Origin of the sequence: Stella humosa (assembly GCF_006738645.1) — a bacterium.
In the GTDB taxonomy this organism is placed as follows: Bacteria; Pseudomonadota; Alphaproteobacteria; order ATCC43930; family Allostellaceae; genus Allostella; species Allostella humosa.
Window position 1 is genome coordinate 3,457,609 of record NZ_AP019700.1, and the last position, 18,571, is coordinate 3,476,179.

At 68.8% G+C, this 18,571-nt stretch carries 18 protein-coding genes; 6 read left to right on the forward strand and 12 right to left on the reverse strand.

Translation table 11 applies throughout. The features are described 5' to 3' along the window. Positions 1–7 precede the first annotated feature (7 nt). The gene (locus STVA_RS16185) at positions 8–1,159 is read right to left on the reverse strand and encodes a pyridoxal phosphate-dependent decarboxylase family protein (RefSeq protein WP_123695378.1); all 1,152 of its coding nucleotides are present in this window, start codon (positions 1,157–1,159) and stop codon (positions 8–10) included. 294 nt (positions 1,160–1,453) lie between these two features. On the opposite strand from STVA_RS16185, the gene ugpB reads away from it, so the two are divergent. From ugpB to STVA_RS16200, 3 genes are all read left to right on the forward strand, one after another. Further along, positions 1,454–2,770, forward strand: a complete 1,317-nt coding sequence (ugpB, locus tag STVA_RS16190) for a sn-glycerol-3-phosphate ABC transporter substrate-binding protein UgpB (RefSeq protein ID WP_123695052.1) — start codon at positions 1,454–1,456, stop codon at positions 2,768–2,770. A 69-nt stretch (positions 2,771–2,839) separates the two neighbouring features. Continuing rightward, complete coding sequence (ugpA, locus tag STVA_RS16195; RefSeq protein ID WP_338069562.1) at positions 2,840–3,727, forward strand: sn-glycerol-3-phosphate ABC transporter permease UgpA; 888 nt, start codon at positions 2,840–2,842, stop codon at positions 3,725–3,727. Further along, positions 3,724–4,632: an ABC transporter permease subunit gene (locus STVA_RS16200; protein WP_123695054.1), complete on the forward strand. Its 909-nt coding sequence runs from the start codon at positions 3,724–3,726 to the stop codon at positions 4,630–4,632. Before ugpA ends, STVA_RS16200 begins: the two co-directional genes overlap by 4 nt. 23 nt (positions 4,633–4,655) lie before the next feature. Here the strand turns inward: STVA_RS16200 and STVA_RS16205 are convergent, their stop codons facing one another. The 5 genes from STVA_RS16205 to STVA_RS16225 are packed head-to-tail and all read right to left on the reverse strand — an operon-like array spanning position 4,656 to position 9,007. Next, a complete protein-coding gene (locus STVA_RS16205; RefSeq protein ID WP_123695056.1) occupies positions 4,656–5,120 on the reverse strand; it encodes a DUF934 domain-containing protein in 465 nt (154 codons plus the stop codon). Beyond that, positions 5,107–6,765, reverse strand: coding sequence for a nitrite/sulfite reductase (locus STVA_RS16210; RefSeq protein ID WP_123695058.1), 1,659 nt, complete (start codon positions 6,763–6,765; stop codon positions 5,107–5,109). Before STVA_RS16210 ends, STVA_RS16205 begins: the two co-directional genes overlap by 14 nt. 6 nt (positions 6,766–6,771) lie before the next feature. Further along, a complete protein-coding gene (locus STVA_RS16215) occupies positions 6,772–7,089 on the reverse strand; it encodes a DUF2849 domain-containing protein (RefSeq protein WP_123695060.1) in 318 nt (105 codons plus the stop codon). Beyond that, on the reverse strand, positions 7,086–8,438 hold the full coding sequence (gene cysG, locus STVA_RS16220) for a siroheme synthase CysG (protein WP_123695062.1): 1,353 nt from the start codon (positions 8,436–8,438) through the stop codon (positions 7,086–7,088). Before cysG ends, STVA_RS16215 begins: the two co-directional genes overlap by 4 nt. Before the next feature lie 8 nt (positions 8,439–8,446). Further along, a complete protein-coding gene (locus STVA_RS16225; protein ID WP_123695064.1) occupies positions 8,447–9,007 on the reverse strand; it encodes a phytanoyl-CoA dioxygenase family protein in 561 nt (186 codons plus the stop codon). Between the two features lie 128 nt (positions 9,008–9,135). Between STVA_RS16225 and STVA_RS16230 the strand changes: the two genes are divergently transcribed. After that, complete coding sequence (locus STVA_RS16230) at positions 9,136–10,098, forward strand: transcriptional regulator GcvA (RefSeq protein WP_123695382.1); 963 nt, start codon at positions 9,136–9,138, stop codon at positions 10,096–10,098. A gap of 6 nt (positions 10,099–10,104) precedes the next feature. On the opposite strand, the gene STVA_RS16235 is transcribed toward STVA_RS16230, so the two are convergent. Next, entirely contained in the window at positions 10,105–10,779 is a 675-nt protein-coding gene (locus STVA_RS16235; protein WP_245978574.1) for an SDR family oxidoreductase, read from the reverse strand. Positions 10,780–10,940: 161 nt separating this feature from the next. On the opposite strand from STVA_RS16235, the gene STVA_RS16240 reads away from it, so the two are divergent. Then, on the forward strand, positions 10,941–11,909 hold the full coding sequence (locus STVA_RS16240; RefSeq protein WP_123695068.1) for an ATP-grasp domain-containing protein: 969 nt from the start codon (positions 10,941–10,943) through the stop codon (positions 11,907–11,909). Between the two features lie 140 nt (positions 11,910–12,049). On the opposite strand, the gene STVA_RS16245 is transcribed toward STVA_RS16240, so the two are convergent. Further along, entirely contained in the window at positions 12,050–13,912 is a 1,863-nt protein-coding gene (locus tag STVA_RS16245) for an AI-2E family transporter (RefSeq protein WP_170216715.1), read from the reverse strand. Between the two features lie 175 nt (positions 13,913–14,087). Here STVA_RS16245 and STVA_RS16250 point away from each other — a divergent pair, with 175 nt between their 5' ends. Then, positions 14,088–14,939, forward strand: coding sequence for a calcium-binding protein (locus STVA_RS16250; protein ID WP_142235790.1), 852 nt, complete (start codon positions 14,088–14,090; stop codon positions 14,937–14,939). 54 nt (positions 14,940–14,993) lie between these two features. Here the strand turns inward: STVA_RS16250 and STVA_RS16255 are convergent, their stop codons facing one another. The 4 genes from STVA_RS16255 to STVA_RS16270 all read right to left on the reverse strand — a co-directional run bounded on the left by STVA_RS16255 (position 14,994) and on the right by STVA_RS16270 (position 18,569). Continuing rightward, complete coding sequence (locus tag STVA_RS16255; RefSeq protein WP_142235791.1) at positions 14,994–15,443, reverse strand: hypothetical protein; 450 nt, start codon at positions 15,441–15,443, stop codon at positions 14,994–14,996. A gap of 87 nt (positions 15,444–15,530) precedes the next feature. Continuing rightward, positions 15,531–15,779, reverse strand: coding sequence for a MoaD/ThiS family protein (locus STVA_RS16260; protein WP_123695074.1), 249 nt, complete (start codon positions 15,777–15,779; stop codon positions 15,531–15,533). Between the two features lie 31 nt (positions 15,780–15,810). Then, the gene (locus STVA_RS16265) at positions 15,811–18,090 is read right to left on the reverse strand and encodes a xanthine dehydrogenase family protein molybdopterin-binding subunit (protein WP_123695076.1); all 2,280 of its coding nucleotides are present in this window, start codon (positions 18,088–18,090) and stop codon (positions 15,811–15,813) included. Beyond that, on the reverse strand, positions 18,087–18,569 hold the full coding sequence (locus STVA_RS16270) for a (2Fe-2S)-binding protein (protein ID WP_123695078.1): 483 nt from the start codon (positions 18,567–18,569) through the stop codon (positions 18,087–18,089). Before STVA_RS16270 ends, STVA_RS16265 begins: the two co-directional genes overlap by 4 nt. Between the last annotated feature and the right edge of the window lie 2 nt (positions 18,570–18,571).

The following is an 18,571-nucleotide window of genomic DNA, read 5'->3' on the forward strand; positions in this document are numbered from 1 at the left end:
TTCGGTGCTAGTAGGTCCGCTCCATTGCGGCGGCAGCCACCGGGGCCATGCCGCGCGCCTCCTCGACCGACGCGGCAAGATCGGCCAGATAGGGTTCGACCATGCGCTCGTGGTTGGGGTTGAGCGCTAGATGGACGCCGGCCGGCTCGGTCTGCCGCCCGACCAGCCAGCCGCGCCGGCCCATCGCATCGGCAACGGCGCCGATGTCGAGGCCCGGATCGACCGACCGATAGACGAAGATGCAAAGCTCGTGCGGCTCCAGCACCGCCAGGCCCGGGATGGCGTTGATCCCGTCCACCAGGCGCTCCTTGGTGCCCATGATCGCCTTCGCACAGCGCAGGTAGCCGTCGGCGCCCAGGTAGTTCATCACCGCCCAGGCCGCAGCCACAGCCCCGCCCGGCCGCGATCCCTGGCTGGTCAGGGCCGCGTACTTGCCGCGCTCCCAGTTCTCGAACTCGAACAGCTGGTACTTCTGCCAGGCGCGGTCGCGCAGCAGCATCAGCGAGGCACCCTTGGCGGTCATGCCGTACTTGTGCAGGTCGGCCGATATGCTGCACACGCCGGGCACGTCGAACTCGAACGGCGGAATGTCGTAGCCCAGCCGCCGCACCCAGGGGGCAAGGAAGCCGCCGACACAGGCATCGACGTGCAGCCATAGCCCGTGCCGTTCGGCCAGCGCTCCAAGCTCCGTGATCGGGTCGAAGACGCCGAAGGGATAGTTGGGGGCCGAGCCGACAATCATGATCGTCTCGGGCGTCAACGCCCGCTCGATGGCCCCTACATCGGCGCGCAGGTCGTTGCGGGTCGTCGGCACACGGACGACCTTGGCACCCAGATAGTGCGCGGCGCGATCGAAGGTGGGGTGAGCGGTGCGCGGCAGGACGATGGTCGGGTGCTCGATCCCGCGCTCGGCCCGGGCCTTGTTCCGCGCCGTCAGCATGGCGAGGAAGATGCTCTCCGACCCGCCCGAGGTGAAGCAGGCGCCGCCCGACGGCGGCGCCTTCAACAGATCGAGACCCATCGCCATCACCTCGTCCTCGAGCTTCTTCAGGCTCGGGAAGGCGCGCTGGCCCATGGCATTCTCGGTCCAGTAGGCGGTGTAGGCCTCCTGCTGCACCCGCATCAACTCGTCATCGAGGAAGTAGTAGTAGACGGCCATTCTGCCGTCTCGCCAGGAGTAGTCGCCAGCCTTGGCGGCCTCGAGCTCCTCCTTGAGAACGGCCCAAGGCCGCCCCTTCTCCGGAATGCTGGTCAAGTGGCACCACCCCTTCCAAAGTCGATCGATGGATCAAACGATGTGATCACATCTCATGGTGCCTTGCCGGCGACGGCACCGCAAGCGTCACCTTTCCAGTTTCGTCCAGTCACAAATCTGTCATGTTGCGGTTATCGAAAGTTCACCCGATCCGCCCACAGTCGCGGCCGATTCCCACCCCTCGAACCGGAGACGAAGATGATCGCAAGGCGAACGCTGCTCGCGGCTGCCGGCGCCGCAACCCTGGCCCTGGGCGTGGCCCAGGCCAGTGCCGCCCCGCGGGAGATCAATTTCTGGTATCCGCTGGGCGGCGCCATCGGCGACCTGATCGTCAAGATGACGAACGACTTCAACAGCTCGCAGAGCGACTACAAGGTCGTGCCGCAGTTCAAGGGGTCCTACGACGAGACCTTCAACGCGGCGGTCGCGGCCTACCGGGCCAAGAAGCACCCGCACCTGCTGGTCGGCATCGGCGCCGGCAGCCTGAACCTGATGCTCTCCGGCGCCATCTACCCGGTCGAGGACCTGCTGAAGGACCATGGGCAGAAGGTCGACTGGGCCAGCTTCGTGCAGCCCGTGCTGGACTACTACCGCACGCCCGATGGCAAGCTGCTGTCCCTGCCCTTCAACTCTTCCACCCCGATCTTCTGGTACAACAAGGACGCCTTCGACAAGGCCGGCCTGACCGAGCCGCCGAAGACCTGGGACGATGTCGGCACCTATGCGGCAAAGCTGCGCCAGGCCGGCTTCGACTGCGGCTACACGACCGCCTGGCAGGTCTGGGTCAACATCGACAACTACAGCTTCCTGCAGAACGTGCCCGTCGCCAGCCAGGACAACGGCATGGCCGGCATCGAGACCGAGTTCCTGTTCAACAAGACCCGCGTTGTCCAGCACATCGCCCGCCTCCAGGAATGGGGCAAGGACGGCCGCTTCCTCTACACCGGCCGGACCTGGCAGGGCGCGCACGGCGCATTCGCCAGCGGCAAGTGCGCGATGATGACGGAAAGCTCGGCCGGGCATGCCGGCATCAAGCAGGCAGCCAAGTTCAACTTCGCGGCCTCCTACCTGCCGCACGAGAAGGACGTGACGCCGAAGAACAGCCTGATCGGCGGCGGTTCCATCTGGGCCATGGCCGGCCATCCGAAGGAAGACTATGCCGGCGTCGCTGCCTATCTCTCGTTCCTGACCAGCACCGACCGCCAGGTGGAGTGGCACAAGGGCACGGGCTACATCCCGATCACCAAGGCCGCCTACGAGAAGGCCAAGGCGGAGGGCTACTACAAGGAAAACCCGCACCAGGAGGTCGCCATCCTCCAGTTGATGCGCGAGGGTTCGACGTCCAACACCAAGGCGCTGCGCCTGGGCAACTACGTCCAGTACGTCGCCGCCATCGAGGACGAGCTGGAGAACATCTGGGGCGACAAGAAGACCGCCCAGCAGGGCCTCGATGACGCGGTGCGCCGCGGCAACGAGATCCTCGCCCGCTTCGCCCAGCAGAACCGCAAGCGCTAGCATCCCGGGCGTGGGGGGCCGGAAGGCCGGCCCCCTTCCCCACTCCATCCCGGCCACCAGGACTTCCCGATGATCGGCAAGAAGGTGATCTTCCGCAGCCGCGGACTGCCGCTGCTGCTGCTGGCGCCGCAGCTTCTGGTGATCCTGGTGTTCTTCTTCTGGCCGGCGGGCCAGGCGGTGTACCAGGCCTTCCACCTGGCCGACCCGTTCGGCCAGCATTTCGAGTATGTCGGCCTGGACAACTTCCGCCGTCTGTTCAACAGCCCCGAATACTACGCCTCGCTGTGGGCGACGACGGTGTTCAGTGCCGGCGTAGCCATCGTGTCGCTGGGCAGCGGGCTGCTGCTGGCCGCCTTCGTCGACCATGTCCGGCGCGGCCGCGCGGTCTACAAGAGCCTGATCATCTGGCCCTATGCCGTGGCGCCAGTTCTGGCCGGCGTGCTGTGGCTCTTCCTGTTCCACCCGATCTATGGCGTCGTCGCCTTCGCGCTGGCCCGCATCGGCATCGGCTGGAACCCGCTGCTGAATTCCAACCAGGCGATGGCGCTGGTGGTGATGGCGGCCGCCTGGAAGCAGGTCAGCTACAACTTCGTCTTCTTCCTGGCGGGCTTGCAGGCGATCCCGCGCTCGGTGCTGGAGGCGGCCGCCATCGACGGCGCCGGCCCGCTCTACCGCTTCCGCACCATCGTGCTGCCGCTGCTGACGCCGACCACCTTCTTCCTGCTGGTCATCAACCTCGTCTACGCCTTCTTCGACACGTTCGGGATCATCCACGCCGTCACCCATGGCGGGCCTGGCGGGGCCACCAACATCCTGGTCTACAAGGTCTTCGCCGACGGCTTCATCGGCCAGGACCTGGGCTCGTCGGCGGCGCAGTCGATCGTGCTGATGGTGATCGTCGTCAGCCTGACGGTGCTGCAGTTCCGCTTCCTCGAGCGCAAGGTCCATTACGGATGATCGAGAACAACCGGCTGCTGTCGCTGTTCGCCCACATCTTCCTGCTGCTCGGCGTCGCCACCGTCGGCTTCCCGCTCTACTACGCCTTCGTCGGCGCCAGCCTGCCGATCCAGGAGGTGCTGCAGGTGCCGATGCCGCTCATCCCGGGCGACCGGCTGCTGGAGAACATGGCGACCGCCTGGGACCGGGGGTCGTTCGGCCGGCAGCTCATCAATTCCGCCATCATGGCGACCGTGATCGCGGCCGGGAAGATCACCATCTCCCTGCTGTCGGCTTTCGCCATCACCTATTTCCGCTTCCCCTGCCGGACGCTGGCCTTCTGGGCCATCTTCGTCACGCTGATGCTGCCGATCGAGGTCCGCATCGTGCCGACCTACGAGGTGGCGGCCAACGCCTTCGCGCCGCTTGCCTGGCTGCTGACGGTGACCGGCATCGACGACCTGTTCGGCGGGCGCATCACCGCCAACCTGCAATGGAGCCTGCTCGACAGCTATGCCGGGCTGACCCTGCCGCTGATCGCCTCGGCGACGGCGACCTTCCTCTTTCGACAATTCTACCTGACCATCCCCGACGACCTGGCCGAGGCCGCCAAGATCGACGGCGCCGGCCCCATGCGCTTCTTCCGCGACGTGCTGCTGCCCCTGTCGACCACCAACATCGCCGCCCTTGCGGTGATCCTCTTCGTGTTCGGCTGGAACCAGTACCTGTGGCCGCTCTTGATCACGACCGATCCGTCGATGACCACGGTCGTGGTCGGCGTCGCCCGCCTGATCCCGGGACCGGAGCCGCTGCCGGCCTGGAACGTCGCCATGGCCGGCGGCCTGGTGGCCCTGCTGCCGCCGGTGCTGGTCGTGCTTCTGATGCAGCACTGGTTCGTGAAGGGGCTGGTGGATACCGAGAAGTAGGGATCCACCCCTCCCCGCTGGCCCTAAGCCGCCACGATCCGCCGCGGCTGGTAGAAGTGGTCGTAGGCGGCCAGGGCTGCCTCATAGCGGCGCTCGGCATCGGGGGCGGCCATGACGAAGCCGTCGAAGCCGACGCGCGTCATCAGCAGAAGTTGGTCCTGCAGCACATTCCCCGTCGCCCGCAGTTCGCCCGCGAAGCCCAGGCGGCGCAGGCGGCGGGCCTGGCTGTAGGCGCGGCCGTCGGAGAACTTTGGAAAGTGCAGGACGATCAGGGCCAACTGGCCCAGGTCTTCGGCCAGCAGGTCGACGGGGTCGTTGTTGGCGAGCCGGACGCCAAGCGGGCCGGAGCGCGCGATCAGCCGGTCGCGATCGGCCGACCAGCGGGCGGCATCGACGGTGACGGCGACATCGTCCGTCGGCAGTTCGCCCTCGCCTTCCACATGGGTCCAGATGTCGGCCACGGCGCGGCCCTGCCTAAGCAGCGGCATAGATGCTCTCCTTGAAGGGGGCGTTGCCGACGCGGCGGCAGGTCTCGAGGAACGTCTCGCCCGCCTCGCGGATGTCGACATAGGTCTCGACCAGCCGCTCGATGGCGTCGACCACGTCGGCCGACGAGACCGCCGGGCCGACGATGCGGCCGATGGCGGTGTCCTCCTCCGCACTGCCGCCCAGCGTGATCTGGTAGAATTCCTCGCCGTTCTTGTCGACGCCCAGCAGCCCGACATGCCCGACATGGTGATGGCCGCAGGCGTTGATGCAGCCCGAGATGTTGATGCGGAACGGCCCGATATCGTGCAGCCGGTCGAGGTTCTTGAACCGGTCGGCCAGGCGCTCGGCAATGGGGATCGAGCGGGCCGTGGCCAGCGCGCAGTAGTCCATGCCTGGGCAGGCGATGATGTCGGTCAGGTGACCGATGTTGGGCGTGGCGAAGCCGATCGCGGCGGCCGCGCGCCAAAGATCCGGCAGGTCGGCCTGGCGAACATGGGGCAGCACCAGGTTCTGCTCGTGCGCCACCCGGATCTCGCCCAGCGACCAGCGGTCGGCCATGTCGGCGACGGCCCGCATCTCGCCGGAGGTCGCGTCGCCGGGCGGCCGGCCATGCGGCTTCAGCGACAGGTTGACGATGACGTAGCCCGGCTCGCGATGGGCGGCCGTGTTGGTCGCGCGCCAGCGGGCGAAGGCGGGATCGGCCCGCTCCAGCGCCAGCACTTCGGGCGGCCCCTCGGGTGCCGGAGCGTAGGCCGGCGGGGCGAAATGGTCCTGGATGCGGGCGACCAGCACCGGGTCCAGCGCCACGCCGCCCTCGGCCTGGATCGCCTGGAACTCCTCGTCCACCATGGCCGCCATGCGCTCGGCGCCGATGTCGTGCACCAGGATCTTGACCCGCGCCTTGTAGAGATTGTCGCGGCGGCCGAGCGCGTTGTAGACGCGCATCACCGCTTCCAGATAGCCGAGCAGGTCGTCCTTGGGCAGGAAGTCGCGGATCGTCTTGCCGATCAGCGGGGTGCGGCCGAGACCACCGCCCACCACCACCTCGAACCCGGTCGATCCGTCCGGGGCGCGGCACATGCGCAGGCCGATGTCGTGCACGCGGATCGCCGCCCGGTCGAGCTCGGCCCCCGTCACCGCGATCTTGAACTTGCGCGGCAGGAACGAGAATTCCGGATGGTTGGTCGACCATTGCCGCAGGATCTCGGCCCAGATGCGCGGGTCCTCGATCTCGTCGGCCGCCACGCCGGCATACTGGTCGGCCGTCACGTTGCGGATGCAGTTGCCCGATGTCTGGATGCCGTGCATGTCGACTTCGGCCAGGGCCGCGATGATGTCGGGCGCGTCCTCCAGCCGTATCCAGTTGAGCTGGATGTTCTGCCGCGTCGTGAAATGGCCGTACCCGCGGTCCCAGCGCTGGGCCACCTCCGCCAGCCGACGCATCTGCAGCGACGACAGGGTGCCGTAGGGAATGGCGATCCGCAGCATGTAGGCGTGGAGCTGCAGATAAAGCCCGTTCATCAGCCGCAACGGCTTGAACTCGTCCTCGTTCAGGTCGCCCGCTAGGCGGCGCGCCACCTGGTCGCGGAACTGGGCGACGCGCTCTTCCAGGAAGGCGCGGTCGAAATCATCGTAGCGATACATGGCCGGTCAGACCTCGGCTGGAGCGTCGAAGGCGGCTGGGACGTCGAAGGCACCGCGGACGCCGACGGTCGGCCCCCTGGCGCGGATGCGTTCGCGGAACTCCACCGGCACCGGCCCGGCCGGGCCGGGCTCAGCGTCGACCAGATAGGCGCCGACCACGATGTGGCGGGCGACGTCGGCCTGCCCCTTGGCGAGGCCTTCGGCCGCGCTGGCGGTATCGAACAGGGCGGCCTCGGCGACCGCGTCCGACCAGCCGGCGGCCGGCGTCAGGAACACGACGACGCCGTCCGTCAGGCGGTTGGCGGTGACGATCTGCCCGGTCATGCCGCACCTGCCGCGCGGCGCCGGGCGGGAACCGCCGCATGCCTGGGCGGCGCGCCGCGCGCCAGCGCAACCGTCTCGCCGATCAGGATCAGCGCCGGACCGTCGCCGCGCTCGTCGGCCACCAGCCGCCCGAGGCCGGCCAGCGTGCCGAAGGCGACCCGCTGGTCGAGCCGGGTCCCGTTCTCGACCACGGCCACCGGCGTCGCCGGGTCCCGTCCACCGTCGATGAGGTCCTGGGCGACATCGGCCGCCGCCCGGCTGCCCATGTAGAGCGCCACGGTGTGGTTGGCGTCCGTCGGCACCGGCGGTCCCACCCCGAAGCGGCCCTGCCCGGTCACCAGGGTCAGCGCCGAGGCATGGTCGCGATGGGTCAATGGCAGGTCGAGCGCTGCCGCGCACCCGAGTGCCGCGGTGATCCCTGGCACGACGGTGAAGGCGATGCCGGCGGCGCGCAGCGCCTCCACCTCTTCCCCGCCGCGGCCGAAGACGAACGGGTCCCCGCCCTTGAGACGGACGACGCGGCGGCCGGCCGCGGCATGCTGCACCAGCAGCGCCTCGATCTCGGCCTGCGGGGTCGACGGGCGGCCCTGGCGCTTGCCGACCGCGATGCGCGTGGCGTCGACCCGCGCGCGCGACAGGATCTCGGCCGACACGAGATCGTCATGCACGATGACCTCGGCCTCCTCGATCAGGCGCAGCGCCCTCAAGGTCAGCAGTTCCGGATCGCCCGGTCCCGCCCCCACGAGGTGGACGATGCCGGCCGGCACCGCCTCGCGCCGGTTGATCGCCTCGACCATCGCGGCATGGGCCTCGGGCTCGCGCCCGGCCAGCACCTGGTCGGCGATCGGGCCGGCCAGCACCCGCTCCCACAGCCGGCGGCGGCTGTCGAAATCCGGAATGGCGGCCTTGACGGTGGAGCGGAAGCGGTTGGCAAAGGATGCGAGCTGGCCCAGCCGCTCGGGCAGCACCTGCTGGATGCGCGCGCGGATGCGGCGCGCCAGGACCGGCGCTGCCCCGCCGGTGCCGACGGCCACCACCACGTCGCCCCGATCGACGATGGCGGGCATCACGAAGGTCGAGATGTCGGGCCGGTCGACGACGTTCACCGGCACGCGTTCGGCCATCGCCAGCGCCGCCGTGGCGCGCGCGACGGCTTCGTCGAAGACGCAGATGAACACCACGGTCGCGGCGCGGACGGCCTCCGCGTCCGGGACGGTGTCGCCGGCATGCCGGACGATGGTGGCACCGGCCGCCGACAGGGCGCTCGCCTTGGCCTCGGCGCGCTCGCCGTCGCCGACGATCAGGGCGGTGCGGGCATGCAGATCCAGGAAGATGGGAAAGTGGCGCATGCCGCCGCTCACCCGAACGCCAGGTGGGCGGCCGGCCACAGGTCGGCCTCGCCGATCGGCTCCGGTCGCCGGGCATGGGGCCAGCGATCCAGCTCGCGCGCGGCCACATAGACGACGCGGAAGGTGCGACCCGACCGCTCTTCCGGGGCATTCTCGTCCAGCAGGCGGGCCTTCACCGACCCGAACCGGCCATGCAGCGCGCCCGGTGCGTCGTTGGACGGCTGACGGTCGAGATGCACCGTAACCAGGGCCGCCCCCGGCACCACGAAGCCGGCCGGGAAACCGGTGTCGAGGCACAGCAGCGTCGTCGCCACCACGACATCGCCGCCCAGCAGCGCGCGGGCGGCGGCTGTCAGCCGGGGGTGGCGGGCCAGCCGCCACAGCGGCTCGGCGTCGCGATGGGCGTCGGTCAGGATGACGCCGCCGCTCAGCACCGCGGGCTCGACGCCACGACGCAGCGCGATCGCGGGGGCAAGGTCGGCGATCCAGCCGATCTCGTCATAGGCGAACCGGCCGGCCGATGCCGGTCGGTCGACATCCTCCGGGGTGGCGAAATCGAATGGGGGCATGCGGCAGGGTCCTTGATCGGGCCTGTGGAGGTAGACCCGCCCTGCCCAGGCGACAAACGAGACATTCTCATCCGCGCCGATACAGAAATTTGATTCACGCCCGTCGCCCCACCATGTATGGCCCGTCCATGGACGAAGAACGCATCCCCTCCGCGCTGGAGCGCAGCAGCAAGGCCCAGAGCCGTTGGCGCCGCCTGCCGCCGCTCAACTCGCTGCGCGCCTTCGAGGCCTCGGCCCGACACGGCAGCTTCACGCGGGCCGCGGGCGAACTGTTCGTCACCCCCGCCGCCGTCAGCCACCAGGTGAAGGCGCTGGAGGACTTCCTCGGCATGACGCTCTTCCGGCGCGAGCGGAACGGGCTGCAGTTGACCGACAGTGGCCGGGCCTACCTGCCCGGCGTGCGCGAGGCGTTCGAGCGCCTGGTGGAGGCGATGGACGAACTGGCTGCCGTCGGCCAGCACGGCGTGCTGACCGTCAGCGTCGCCCCCTCCTTTGCCGCCAAGTGGCTGGTGCCGCGGCTCGACGGCTTCCAGCAGGCGAACCCGGAAATCGACGTTCGCATCTCGGCCTCGATGGGCCTGACCGATTTCTCGGTGGGCGACGTCGACCTCGCCATCCGCTACGGCGCCGGCATCTATACCGACCTGGAGTCCGAGCTGCTGATCCGCGACACGGTCTATCCCGTGTGCAGCCCGTCGCTGCTGAATTGCGAGAATGCGCTGACCGGGCCGCAGATGCTGCGCGATCACACGCTGCTGCATGACGACAGCCCGGACGGCGACGACACCTGCCCGACCTGGGCGATGTGGGTGAAGGCCGCCGGGCTGACCGGGATCGACGCCCATCGCGGCCCGCGCTTCAACCAGGCGAGCCTGGTGCTGGAGGCAGCGATCCTCGGTCGCGGCGTGGCGCTCGCCAAGTCGACGCTCGCGGACGCCGACATCGAGAGCGGCCGGCTGGTGAAGCCCTTCGACCTCTCCCTGCCGGTCCGCTTCGCCTACTACATGGTCCACCCCAAGGCCAAGGCGCTGATGCCCAAGGTGCGGCTGTTCAAGGAATGGCTGATGACCCAGGTGCCGCCGGCGGAGTGAGCCGGCCTACCAAGGCAGTTCCTCGCCGCTGTAGTTCCAGAACCGGCCGGTGGTGGCGACCGTCAGGCGATCGACGACCGCCTTGACCCCGCGGGCGCTCTCCGGCGGCGAGATGTCGGCGCCGGCACCCCCCATGTCGGTGCGGACCCAGCCCGGGTGGAGCGACGCCACGGCCACGCCCTTGCCGGCGAGATCCGTGGCCAGGCACTGGACGACCTTGTTCACGGCCGCCTTCGAGGCGCGGTAGGCGATCCGATCGGGCGTCGCGTAGCTCAGCGATCCCATCCGGCTGCTGATGACGGCCACGCGCGCACCAGACGCCAGCAGCAGGTTCGGCAGCAGCGCCTGGGTGACTCGCAGCGGACCCAGCGTATTGATCGCCAGCGTCTCCAGGAACCCGTCGAAGTCCATGTCGTGGCTGGACTGGCGCTTCGGCCCGATGATGCCGGCATTGTTGATCAGAATATCGACCGGCTCGCCCTTCAGGGCCTGGGCGAAGGCCGCGACCGACCCCGCGTCGCCGACATCCAGTTTCAACGGCCGGCAGCCCAGGAGCGGAAACGCCTCCGGCGTGCGGACGCCGGCGATGACGGTAGCGCCGTCCTGGCGATAGGCCTTGGCCAGTTCCAATCCGATCCCGCGCGAGGCTCCAGTGATGACGATGGTGGGCATGCGTCTCATGTCTCCTGATCTACGAACTCGATATATGCAACGGCCGCAGCGCCGGACCGGCGCCCGGCCTCAAGAATTTCTAGGGTCGAGCCCGAAAAATCCTCGCTAGGGCCAGCGCCGCCGCCATCGCCATGTTGCGGGGATCAGACAGGCAAGATGGGTGGCCGGCGATGGCGCGGATCTTCGTGATTCATGAGAACGACGCTTGGGTGGAGCCGCTGCGCGCGGCCTTTGCCGAGATCGCAGCACCCTACGAGGAATGGTTCATCGACCGCGGCGCGGTCGACCTGCGCGGCCCGCCGCCCGAGGGCGTGTTCTACAATCGCATGAGCGCTTCATCGCATACGCGCGGCCACCGCTATGCGCCCGAACATGCCGGCGCGGTGCTGGCCTGGCTGGAGCGGCACGGCCGCACGGTCGTGAACGGCAGCCGCGCCCTGGCGCTGGAGGTCAGCAAGGTGGCGCAGTATCAGGCCCTGGCCGGCTTCGGCGTCGACACGCCGGACACCATCGCCGTGATCGGGCGCGAGCACGTCGCGGCCGCGGCCGACGCCATCGGCTACCCCGTCATCCTGAAGCATAACCGCGCCGGCAAGGGCCTGGGCGTAAGGCTGCTGCTGTCGCGCGAAGCCGTCGACCAGCATCTGGAGTCGGCCGACTTCGAGGAACCGATCGACGGCATCACGCTGGTCCAGCGCTACATCGAGGCGCCGGAGCCCTTCATCACCCGGGTGGAGTTCATCGGCGGCCGCTTCCACTACGCCGTCCGCGTCGACACCAGCGAGGGCTTCGAGCTGTGCCCGGCCGACCAGTGCCGGATCGACGCGGCAGACGCCGCGAGCGCCGACGCGTTCGCCGCCTGCCCCGCCACCGCGCCGTCGGACAAGTTCCGCATCGTCGAGAATTTCACCCATCCGCTGATCCCGGCCTGGGAGCGGTTCCTGGCCGCCAACGACATCGGTGTCGCCGGCATCGAATTCATCGTCGACCGCCAGGGACGCTCCTGGACCTACGACGTGAACACCAACACCAACTACAACCCCGACGCCGAGGCGCGCGCCGGCAAGTTCGGCATGAAGGCGATCGCCCGCCACCTCGCCCGCCTGCTGGTCGAACAGGGGCGCGCCCGTGCCGCTTGAGGCGACGCCGTTGATGGCGATGGTCCTGCTGCTGCTGGGCGCCGTCGCCGCCCCGCGCGAGTGCGGGCCGGAGTCCGCCGACGAACTGGCCGACATCGCCGGCCTGGCGTCGCTCGGCTGACAGTCGCCGGCCCCCGTCGCTACGATGCCGCGGCGGCCGGCGGCAGCCGAACCTGTTCGGCGTCGGCGGCGGGACTCCAGGCATTGATCTGCTGCACGGCCGCGGCCAGGGACAGGACCACCCCGTCGGTCGGCCCGCCCGGGCCGCTGCGGTCCATGCCTTCCATGTCGTCGACGCTGTTGAGGGCCACCAGCAGGATGCGCACCTCCGGCGCCAGACGGCGCAAGCGCCGGCCGACATAACGGGCATAGGTCTGCGGCCGCGCCTGGAGGTAGCAGAGTGCCACCACGTCGCCGGCGCCGGGCTGGCCAAAGCCGGCCGACCCCGCCCGCGGGTCGAAGCCCGCGACGGCCTCGGCGGCGCGGCCTTCCGTGGAGAGCCAGCGCGCCAGCATGCCGGCGGCCACGGCGTCGAGCGGCGTACGACCCGCCAGGCAGACGATGCGGCCGCGCGGCGCGGCGTCGGCGACGGGCTCGTCGGCTTCGGGATCCTCGGCCTTCACCGCCAGCAGGCCGTCGTCGTCGAGATCCGTCAGCACGCGCTCCACCCGCTCGGCCACCAGCCGCCGCAGGTCGGCATCGACCAGGCGCACGTCATGGTCGTTCTCGGTCATCTGCAGGGCCGGCAGAACCACCTCCTGGTAGAAGGCGATCGGGGTCGAATCCTCCAGATAATCCTCCGCCACCTCCATCGCCTCCTCGTGGTTGCCGGCGACGAGGCGCTGATAGAAGCGCTGTTCGGGCGCCAGCACCGGGTCGTTGCCCAGCAGGATTCCCAGGAACTCCAGTTGCGGCACATAGCGGCCGATGACGACGATGCACACGGTCAACGGGGTCGCCAGCAGCAGGCCTACCGGCCCCCACAACGTCGCCCAGAAGATCGCCGCCATGATGATCGCCAGCGAAGAGATGCCGGTCGACGAGCCGTAGAGCAGCGGCTCCAGCACGTTGTTGCTGACGACCTCCAGCACCAGGAAGAGCGCCACCGTCCAGGCCAGCATGCCCCAGCCGGGGTCGATGGCGAACGCCAGGGTGATCGGAAAGAGTGCGGCGATGAACGGCCCCAGATACGGGATGAAGCGCAGGACGGCCGCCAGCAGGCCCCACAGCAGCGCGTTCGGCACGCCGATGAGATAGAGGCCGATGCCGATCGGCACGCCGTAGCTGGCATTGACGATGAGCTGCATCACCAGGTAGCGGCTGACGCGGCGGCCGGCCTCGTCGAGCGCCTGGGTGCTGCGCAGCACCTGGCCCACGCCCAGCAGGCGGATCAGCCGGTCGCGCAGGTCCTCGCGCTCCAGCAGGACGAAGAACAGAAAGACGATGACGAGGCCGGCCGACGCGATCGCGGCAATGGCCGGGCCCGCGAAATTCTCCAGCACGGCCAGCGGCTGCGGCGGCGGCGGCTGGATGACAACGGCCACGGCATCGTCCGCCCCCGGCGCCACGGGTGCCGCGCCCAACTCCCGACCGAGCAGGCTCGCCATCTGCGACAGCCGCTCGAAGACGCCGGACCCGCCCGTTGATTCACGAATGCCGGCCAGCTTGGCGCGGATCGTCTGCTGGTAGTCGGGGATGTTGGTCGCCAGCACGTACAGCTCGTTGCCGACGATGACGGTGATGGCGGCCACCACCACGAAGGCGAGACCGACCGAAAACAGCACCGCCACGCCGCGCGGCAGGCCCCATCGCCGGAGCCGGGTCGCCATCGGCGCCAGCAGGAAGCCCAGCAGGATCGCCAGCGCGAAGGCGATGAAGATGTCGCGGCCGAGATAGAGCGCGCCGATCGTCACCAGCACCGCGCCGGCCGTGACCAGCGGGGCTGGCGGGGCCGGGCTTAGTGGCGTCGCCAGGGGGGTCCGGGGCGGCGTGGCGTCGCGCATGGCTGGCTCTCCTCGAAGCGATCCCTGCGCGGGGGGCGGCTGCCCGGTTCGATGCGGAATCCGCCCCACAACGCCGGCGTCCCGGCGAAGTTCCGCCGCCGTCCATAACAAGGGCTTTGCAATGCGTGCCAGCTTGGGGTGACGTAGCGTCAGGACAACCAAGCGGGGGGCGATCGTGGCGCTATTGATTCTCACAGACGGCAACGACACCCAGTTCGGTACGACCGAAGGCGACGTGTTCGCCGCACTCGGCGGCAACGACCTGGTGGATGGCGCCGCCGGCAACGACACCATCGACGCCGGCCCGGGCGCGGACATCGCGATGGGCGGGCCGGGCGCGGACCAGGTCGAGGGGCGCGACGGCGCCGACCTGTTGCTGGGCGGGGACGGCGACGACACGTTGGCCGGCAGCGAGGGCCGCGACACCCTGTTCGGCGAGTTCGGCAACGACCGGCTGTTCGGCGGCCCCGACGACGACTTCCTGTCGGGCAATGTGGACGCCGACCTGGTGGGCGCCGGGGCCGGGCGGGACGTCGTCTATGGCGGCGTCGGCAACGACACGCTGTTCGGCGAAACGCAGAACGACACGCTGTCCGGCGACAATGGCGACGACAGCCTCGATGGCGGCGCCGATTTCGACTATCTGGTGGGTGGCGCCGGCCGTGACATGCTGGCCGGCGGCGATGGCTCCGACCAGTTGCATGGCGGAGTGGGCGACGACACGCTCTATGGCGGGTCGAGCGACGACCTGCTGTCGGGCGATCAGGGCGTCGACTGGCTCTACGGCGATGCCGGCCGCGACGTGTTCGTCATCCAACCCGGCACCGAGTTCGATACACTGTACGACTTCACGCCGTTCGTCGACCAGATCGACCTGCGCGCGTTCGATTTCGACAACCTGACCGACTTCGCCTTCTCGATCGAGTTCCACAAGATCCCGACCGGCGTCCGGCTGGTCATGCCGACCGGCGACGCCATCGTCGTCAACAACATCGACCGCCTCGACGACGCGTTCTTCATTTTCTAGCAAACGAGTCCACCGCCCTCTTCGGGCGGTGGAGTGATGGCCGCCAGCGCGCGTCTACGTCTCCCGCGCGCTGGCTCGGCCGAAATAGAAGCCGAGGATAATGGTCAACGCGTTCCCCAGGATATCGGGGATCTGCATGCCGTTGTGCCAGATCGTCATGTATCCGATCGTGGCCGCGATCCCGAGGGCGATGATGCCAGAAATGAACTGCACGTCCCGGCAGGCCGAAACGATGGACGAGAATATGCTCATTACCATGCTGCGAGAGTAAGTCGCGCCCAGGATACTGAGCAGCAGTTCGTCGTTCCGATAGAGATCCATCTTGCTGCCGTGCACATACACGCGGTTCAAATAGCCTTTCTCGTCGGGCTCCTTGAACGCAACCGAATAGAGCTCCCCGTCCAGGAACTGCTTCACATCGACCACTCTGACGTCAGTGCAGGCAGGATTGGCGTCCTGAACGATCCTCGCTACCGACTCCGCCTTGTTCGTGCTCGCAACCATGCTTCCCCCCGGAGGACTCGCGCCCTCGGGAGGGTAACGTTACCCCTCCATTTTTACCAAGTGCAGTGCTGCGCCGGGAGTCTTTGCTCAGCCGCCCTCGATCGCCGGCATGAAGCAGACCTCGCTGTTGAGGCCCACTTCCTCCAGGAAGGCGTTCTGGTGCATGACGCCGTCGATGGCGACGGCGACCCCGTCCTCGAGATAGCGCCCGATCCCCGGGAAGCGCTCGTCGAGGACGCGCACGAGGTGCCGGACCCTGAGGCCCGGCACGTCATGTTCGACCTGTCCCTTCGCATAGAGATCGGCGAAGGAGCGCGTCAGGATGACCCGCGCCATCCGCCGATCCCTGTCTCGTTCCCCTGGCCCCCTACTCCGCGGCCATCGCCGGGCGGGCCGCATCGAGTGCCGCCGAGACGCGCGGCGGCGACATCGGCAGGTCGCCGAAGCGCACGCCCGTGGCGCGCGCGATGGCGTTGCCGACGGCGGCCATCGGCGGCACGATCGGCACTTCGCCGACGCCGCGGACGCCGTAGGGATGGGCCGGGTTCGGCACCTCGACCAGCACCGTCTCGATCATCGGCAGGTCGGACGCGACCGGGATGCGATAGTCGAGGAAGCCCGCGTTATCGAGCCGGCCCTTGGCGTTGTAGATGTATTCCTCGTTCAAGGCCCAGCCGATGCCCTGAACGGCGCCGCCCTGGAGCTGGCCCTCGACGTAGCTCGGATGGATGGCCGTGCCGACATCCTGGACCGCGGTATAGCGGTCGATGGTGACGATCCCCGTCTCCGGGTCGACGGCCAGATCGACGATGTGGACGCCGAAGCCCGGACCCGCACCCTGCGCGTTAAGCTGCGCATGGCCGTTGATCGGGCCGCCGGTCTTGCCGGCCATCGCCGCCAGCGCCGCCAGCGACAGGGGCTCGAACTCGCCGACATTGCTGCTGGCGGGCTTGGCCATGCCGTCTTCCCAGATCACCGCCTCGGGCTCGACTTCCCAGATCTTGGCGGCGCGGATCTTCAGGTCGCGGATGGCATCCTTGGTCGCGTTCACCACGGCCAGGCCGGTCGCGAACGTGACGCGGCTGCCGCCGGTGACGAAGTTGAAGCCGATCGAGGCCGTGTCGGCGATGATCGGCCGCACCTTGTTGTAGTCGACGCCCAGTTCCTCGGCCGCCATCAGGGCGAGCGAGGCACGCGAGCCGCCGATGTCCGGGTTGCCGGAGATGACCGTGACGGTGCCATCCTCGCCGACATGCACGGCAGCGCTGGAATCGGCGCCGACGTTGAACCAGAAGCCGGCGGCGATGCCACGGGCATAGCCCCGCTTCACCGGCGCCTGCCAGTGCGGCGAGTCCTTGGCCGCCTGCAACGTCTCGACCAGGCCGATGCGGTTGAAGGTCGGGCCGTAATGGGTCTTGGTGCCCTCCTTCGCCGCGTTCTTCAGGCGCAGCTCGATCGGGTCCATGCCCAGTTCCTGGGCCAGCATGTCCATCGCCGATTCGACGCCCCAGCACGAGATGGGAGCGCCCGGCGCGCGGTAGGCTGCGACCTTGGGGCGGTTGCTGACGACGTCGAAGCCGACGACCTTGATGTTGGCGATGTCGTAGCAGGCGAAGCTGCACATGCAGGCAGGACCCACCGGCGAGCCCGGGAAGGCACCGGCCTGGAGGGCCACCATGCATTCGGCCGCGACGATCGTGCCGTCCTTCATGGCGCCGATCTTCACCTCGACCACGCCGCCCGAGGTCGGGCCGGAGGCGCGGAACACCTCCTCGCGGGTCATCACCATCTTCACCGGCTTGCCGGACTTCTGCGACAGGCGGATGGCCACCGGCTCAAGGTAGACGACCGTCTTGCCGCCGAAGCCGCCGCCGATCTCGGTCGGCGTGACACGGATCTGCGAGGTCTCGATGTTCAGCAGGCGCGAGCAGAAGCCGCGGACCTGGAAGTGGCCCTGGGTCGTCGACCAGACCTGCACCTGGCCGTCGGCGGCGGCACTGGCGAGTGCGGCATGCGGCTCGATGTAGCCCTGGTGGACGGGCGCCGTCGTGAACTTGCGCTCGACGATGACCTCGGCCTTGGCGAAGCCGGCCGCCGCATCACCCTTGGCGAAGTCGATCCGCTTGGCGATGTTGGTCTGGTTCTCGGGCTTGGGGTCGATGCCCTCGGTGCGTAGCTGGTCGTTCAGGATCGGCGCGCCCGGCGCCATCGCCGCCTCGACGTCGATGACGTGCGGCAGCACCTCGTACTCGACCTTGATCAGGGCCAGCGCCTGGTTGGCGATCGCCTCGGTCGTGGCGGCGACGGCCGCCACCGCATGGCCGTCATAGAGCACCTTCTCGCGTGCCATGACGTTGCGGGTGACGTCGCGCAGGTTCACCTGCATCTCGCCGGCCGGAACCGTGACGTTCGGCTGGTCGGGGAAGTCCTTGGACGTCACCACCGCCTTCACGCCGGGCAGTGCCAGCGCGGCCGAGGTGTCGATCGACTTGATGATCGCATGCGCATGCGGGCTGCGCAGCACCCGGCCGTGCAACTGGCCCGGCAGCGAGAAGTCGGCGCCAAAGCGGGCGCGACCGGTCACCTTGTCGGCGCCGTCCGGACGGTTGGGACGGGTGCCGATCCACTTGTAGGGGCGTGCGCTCATCGTGCGGTCTCCCTCATCTCGGTGGCCACGTCCATGACCGCGCGGACGATCTTGTCGTAGCCGGTGCAGCGGCAGAGGTTGCCGGCGAGCCAGTACCGGACCTCGGTTTCGGTGGGATTGGGGTTGCGCGCCAGCAGCGCGCGGGAAGCGACGAGGAAGCCCGGCGTGCAGATGCCGCACTGGAGTGCCGCCATCTCGACGAACTTCTTCTGGAGCGGATGCAACTCCTCGCCCACGGCCATGCCTTCGATCGTCTCGATCGACTTGCCCTCGGCCTCCACCCCCAGCATCAGGCAGGAGCAGACCAGCCGGTCGTTGACCATGATGCTGCAGGCGCCGCAGTCGCCCGAGCCGCACCCTTCCTTGGTGCCGGTCAACTGTAGCTGGTCGCGCAGGATGTCGAGGATCGTCTGGCGGCCGTCGGCCAGGAACTCGACCGGCTCGCCGTTGATGGTGGTGCTGACATGCATTTTCGACATGG

Excerpts from the sequence above, each read along its gene's own strand:
- cysG (WP_123695062.1), bottom strand. The coding sequence starts at position 8,438 with ATGCGCCACTTTCCCATCTTCCTGGATCTGCATGCCCGCACCGCCCTG.
- STVA_RS16265 (WP_123695076.1), bottom strand. The coding sequence starts at position 18,090 with ATGAGCGCACGCCCCTACAAGTGGATCGGCACCCGTCCCAACCGTCCG.
- STVA_RS16255 (WP_142235791.1), bottom strand. The coding sequence starts at position 15,443 with ATGGTTGCGAGCACGAACAAGGCGGAGTCGGTAGCGAGGATCGTTCAG.
- STVA_RS16210 (WP_123695058.1), bottom strand. The coding sequence starts at position 6,765 with ATGTATCGCTACGATGATTTCGACCGCGCCTTCCTGGAAGAGCGCGTC.
- STVA_RS16260 (WP_123695074.1), bottom strand. The coding sequence starts at position 15,779 with ATGGCGCGGGTCATCCTGACGCGCTCCTTCGCCGATCTCTATGCGAAG.
- ugpB (WP_123695052.1), top strand. The coding sequence starts at position 1,454 with ATGATCGCAAGGCGAACGCTGCTCGCGGCTGCCGGCGCCGCAACCCTG.
- STVA_RS16245 (WP_170216715.1), bottom strand. The coding sequence starts at position 13,912 with ATGCGCGACGCCACGCCGCCCCGGACCCCCCTGGCGACGCCACTAAGC.
- ugpA (WP_338069562.1), top strand. The coding sequence starts at position 2,840 with ATGATCGGCAAGAAGGTGATCTTCCGCAGCCGCGGACTGCCGCTGCTG.
- STVA_RS16270 (WP_123695078.1), bottom strand. The coding sequence starts at position 18,569 with ATGTCGAAAATGCATGTCAGCACCACCATCAACGGCGAGCCGGTCGAG.
- STVA_RS16215 (WP_123695060.1), bottom strand. The coding sequence starts at position 7,089 with ATGACCGGGCAGATCGTCACCGCCAACCGCCTGACGGACGGCGTCGTC.
- STVA_RS16240 (WP_123695068.1), top strand. The coding sequence starts at position 10,941 with ATGGCGCGGATCTTCGTGATTCATGAGAACGACGCTTGGGTGGAGCCG.
- STVA_RS16200 (WP_123695054.1), top strand. The coding sequence starts at position 3,724 with ATGATCGAGAACAACCGGCTGCTGTCGCTGTTCGCCCACATCTTCCTG.
- STVA_RS16185 (WP_123695378.1), bottom strand. The coding sequence starts at position 1,159 with ATGGCCGTCTACTACTACTTCCTCGATGACGAGTTGATGCGGGTGCAG.
- STVA_RS16205 (WP_123695056.1), bottom strand. The coding sequence starts at position 5,120 with ATGCCGCTGCTTAGGCAGGGCCGCGCCGTGGCCGACATCTGGACCCAT.
- STVA_RS16235 (WP_245978574.1), bottom strand. The coding sequence starts at position 10,779 with ATGAGACGCATGCCCACCATCGTCATCACTGGAGCCTCGCGCGGGATC.
- STVA_RS16225 (WP_123695064.1), bottom strand. The coding sequence starts at position 9,007 with ATGCCCCCATTCGATTTCGCCACCCCGGAGGATGTCGACCGACCGGCA.
- STVA_RS16230 (WP_123695382.1), top strand. The coding sequence starts at position 9,136 with ATGGACGAAGAACGCATCCCCTCCGCGCTGGAGCGCAGCAGCAAGGCC.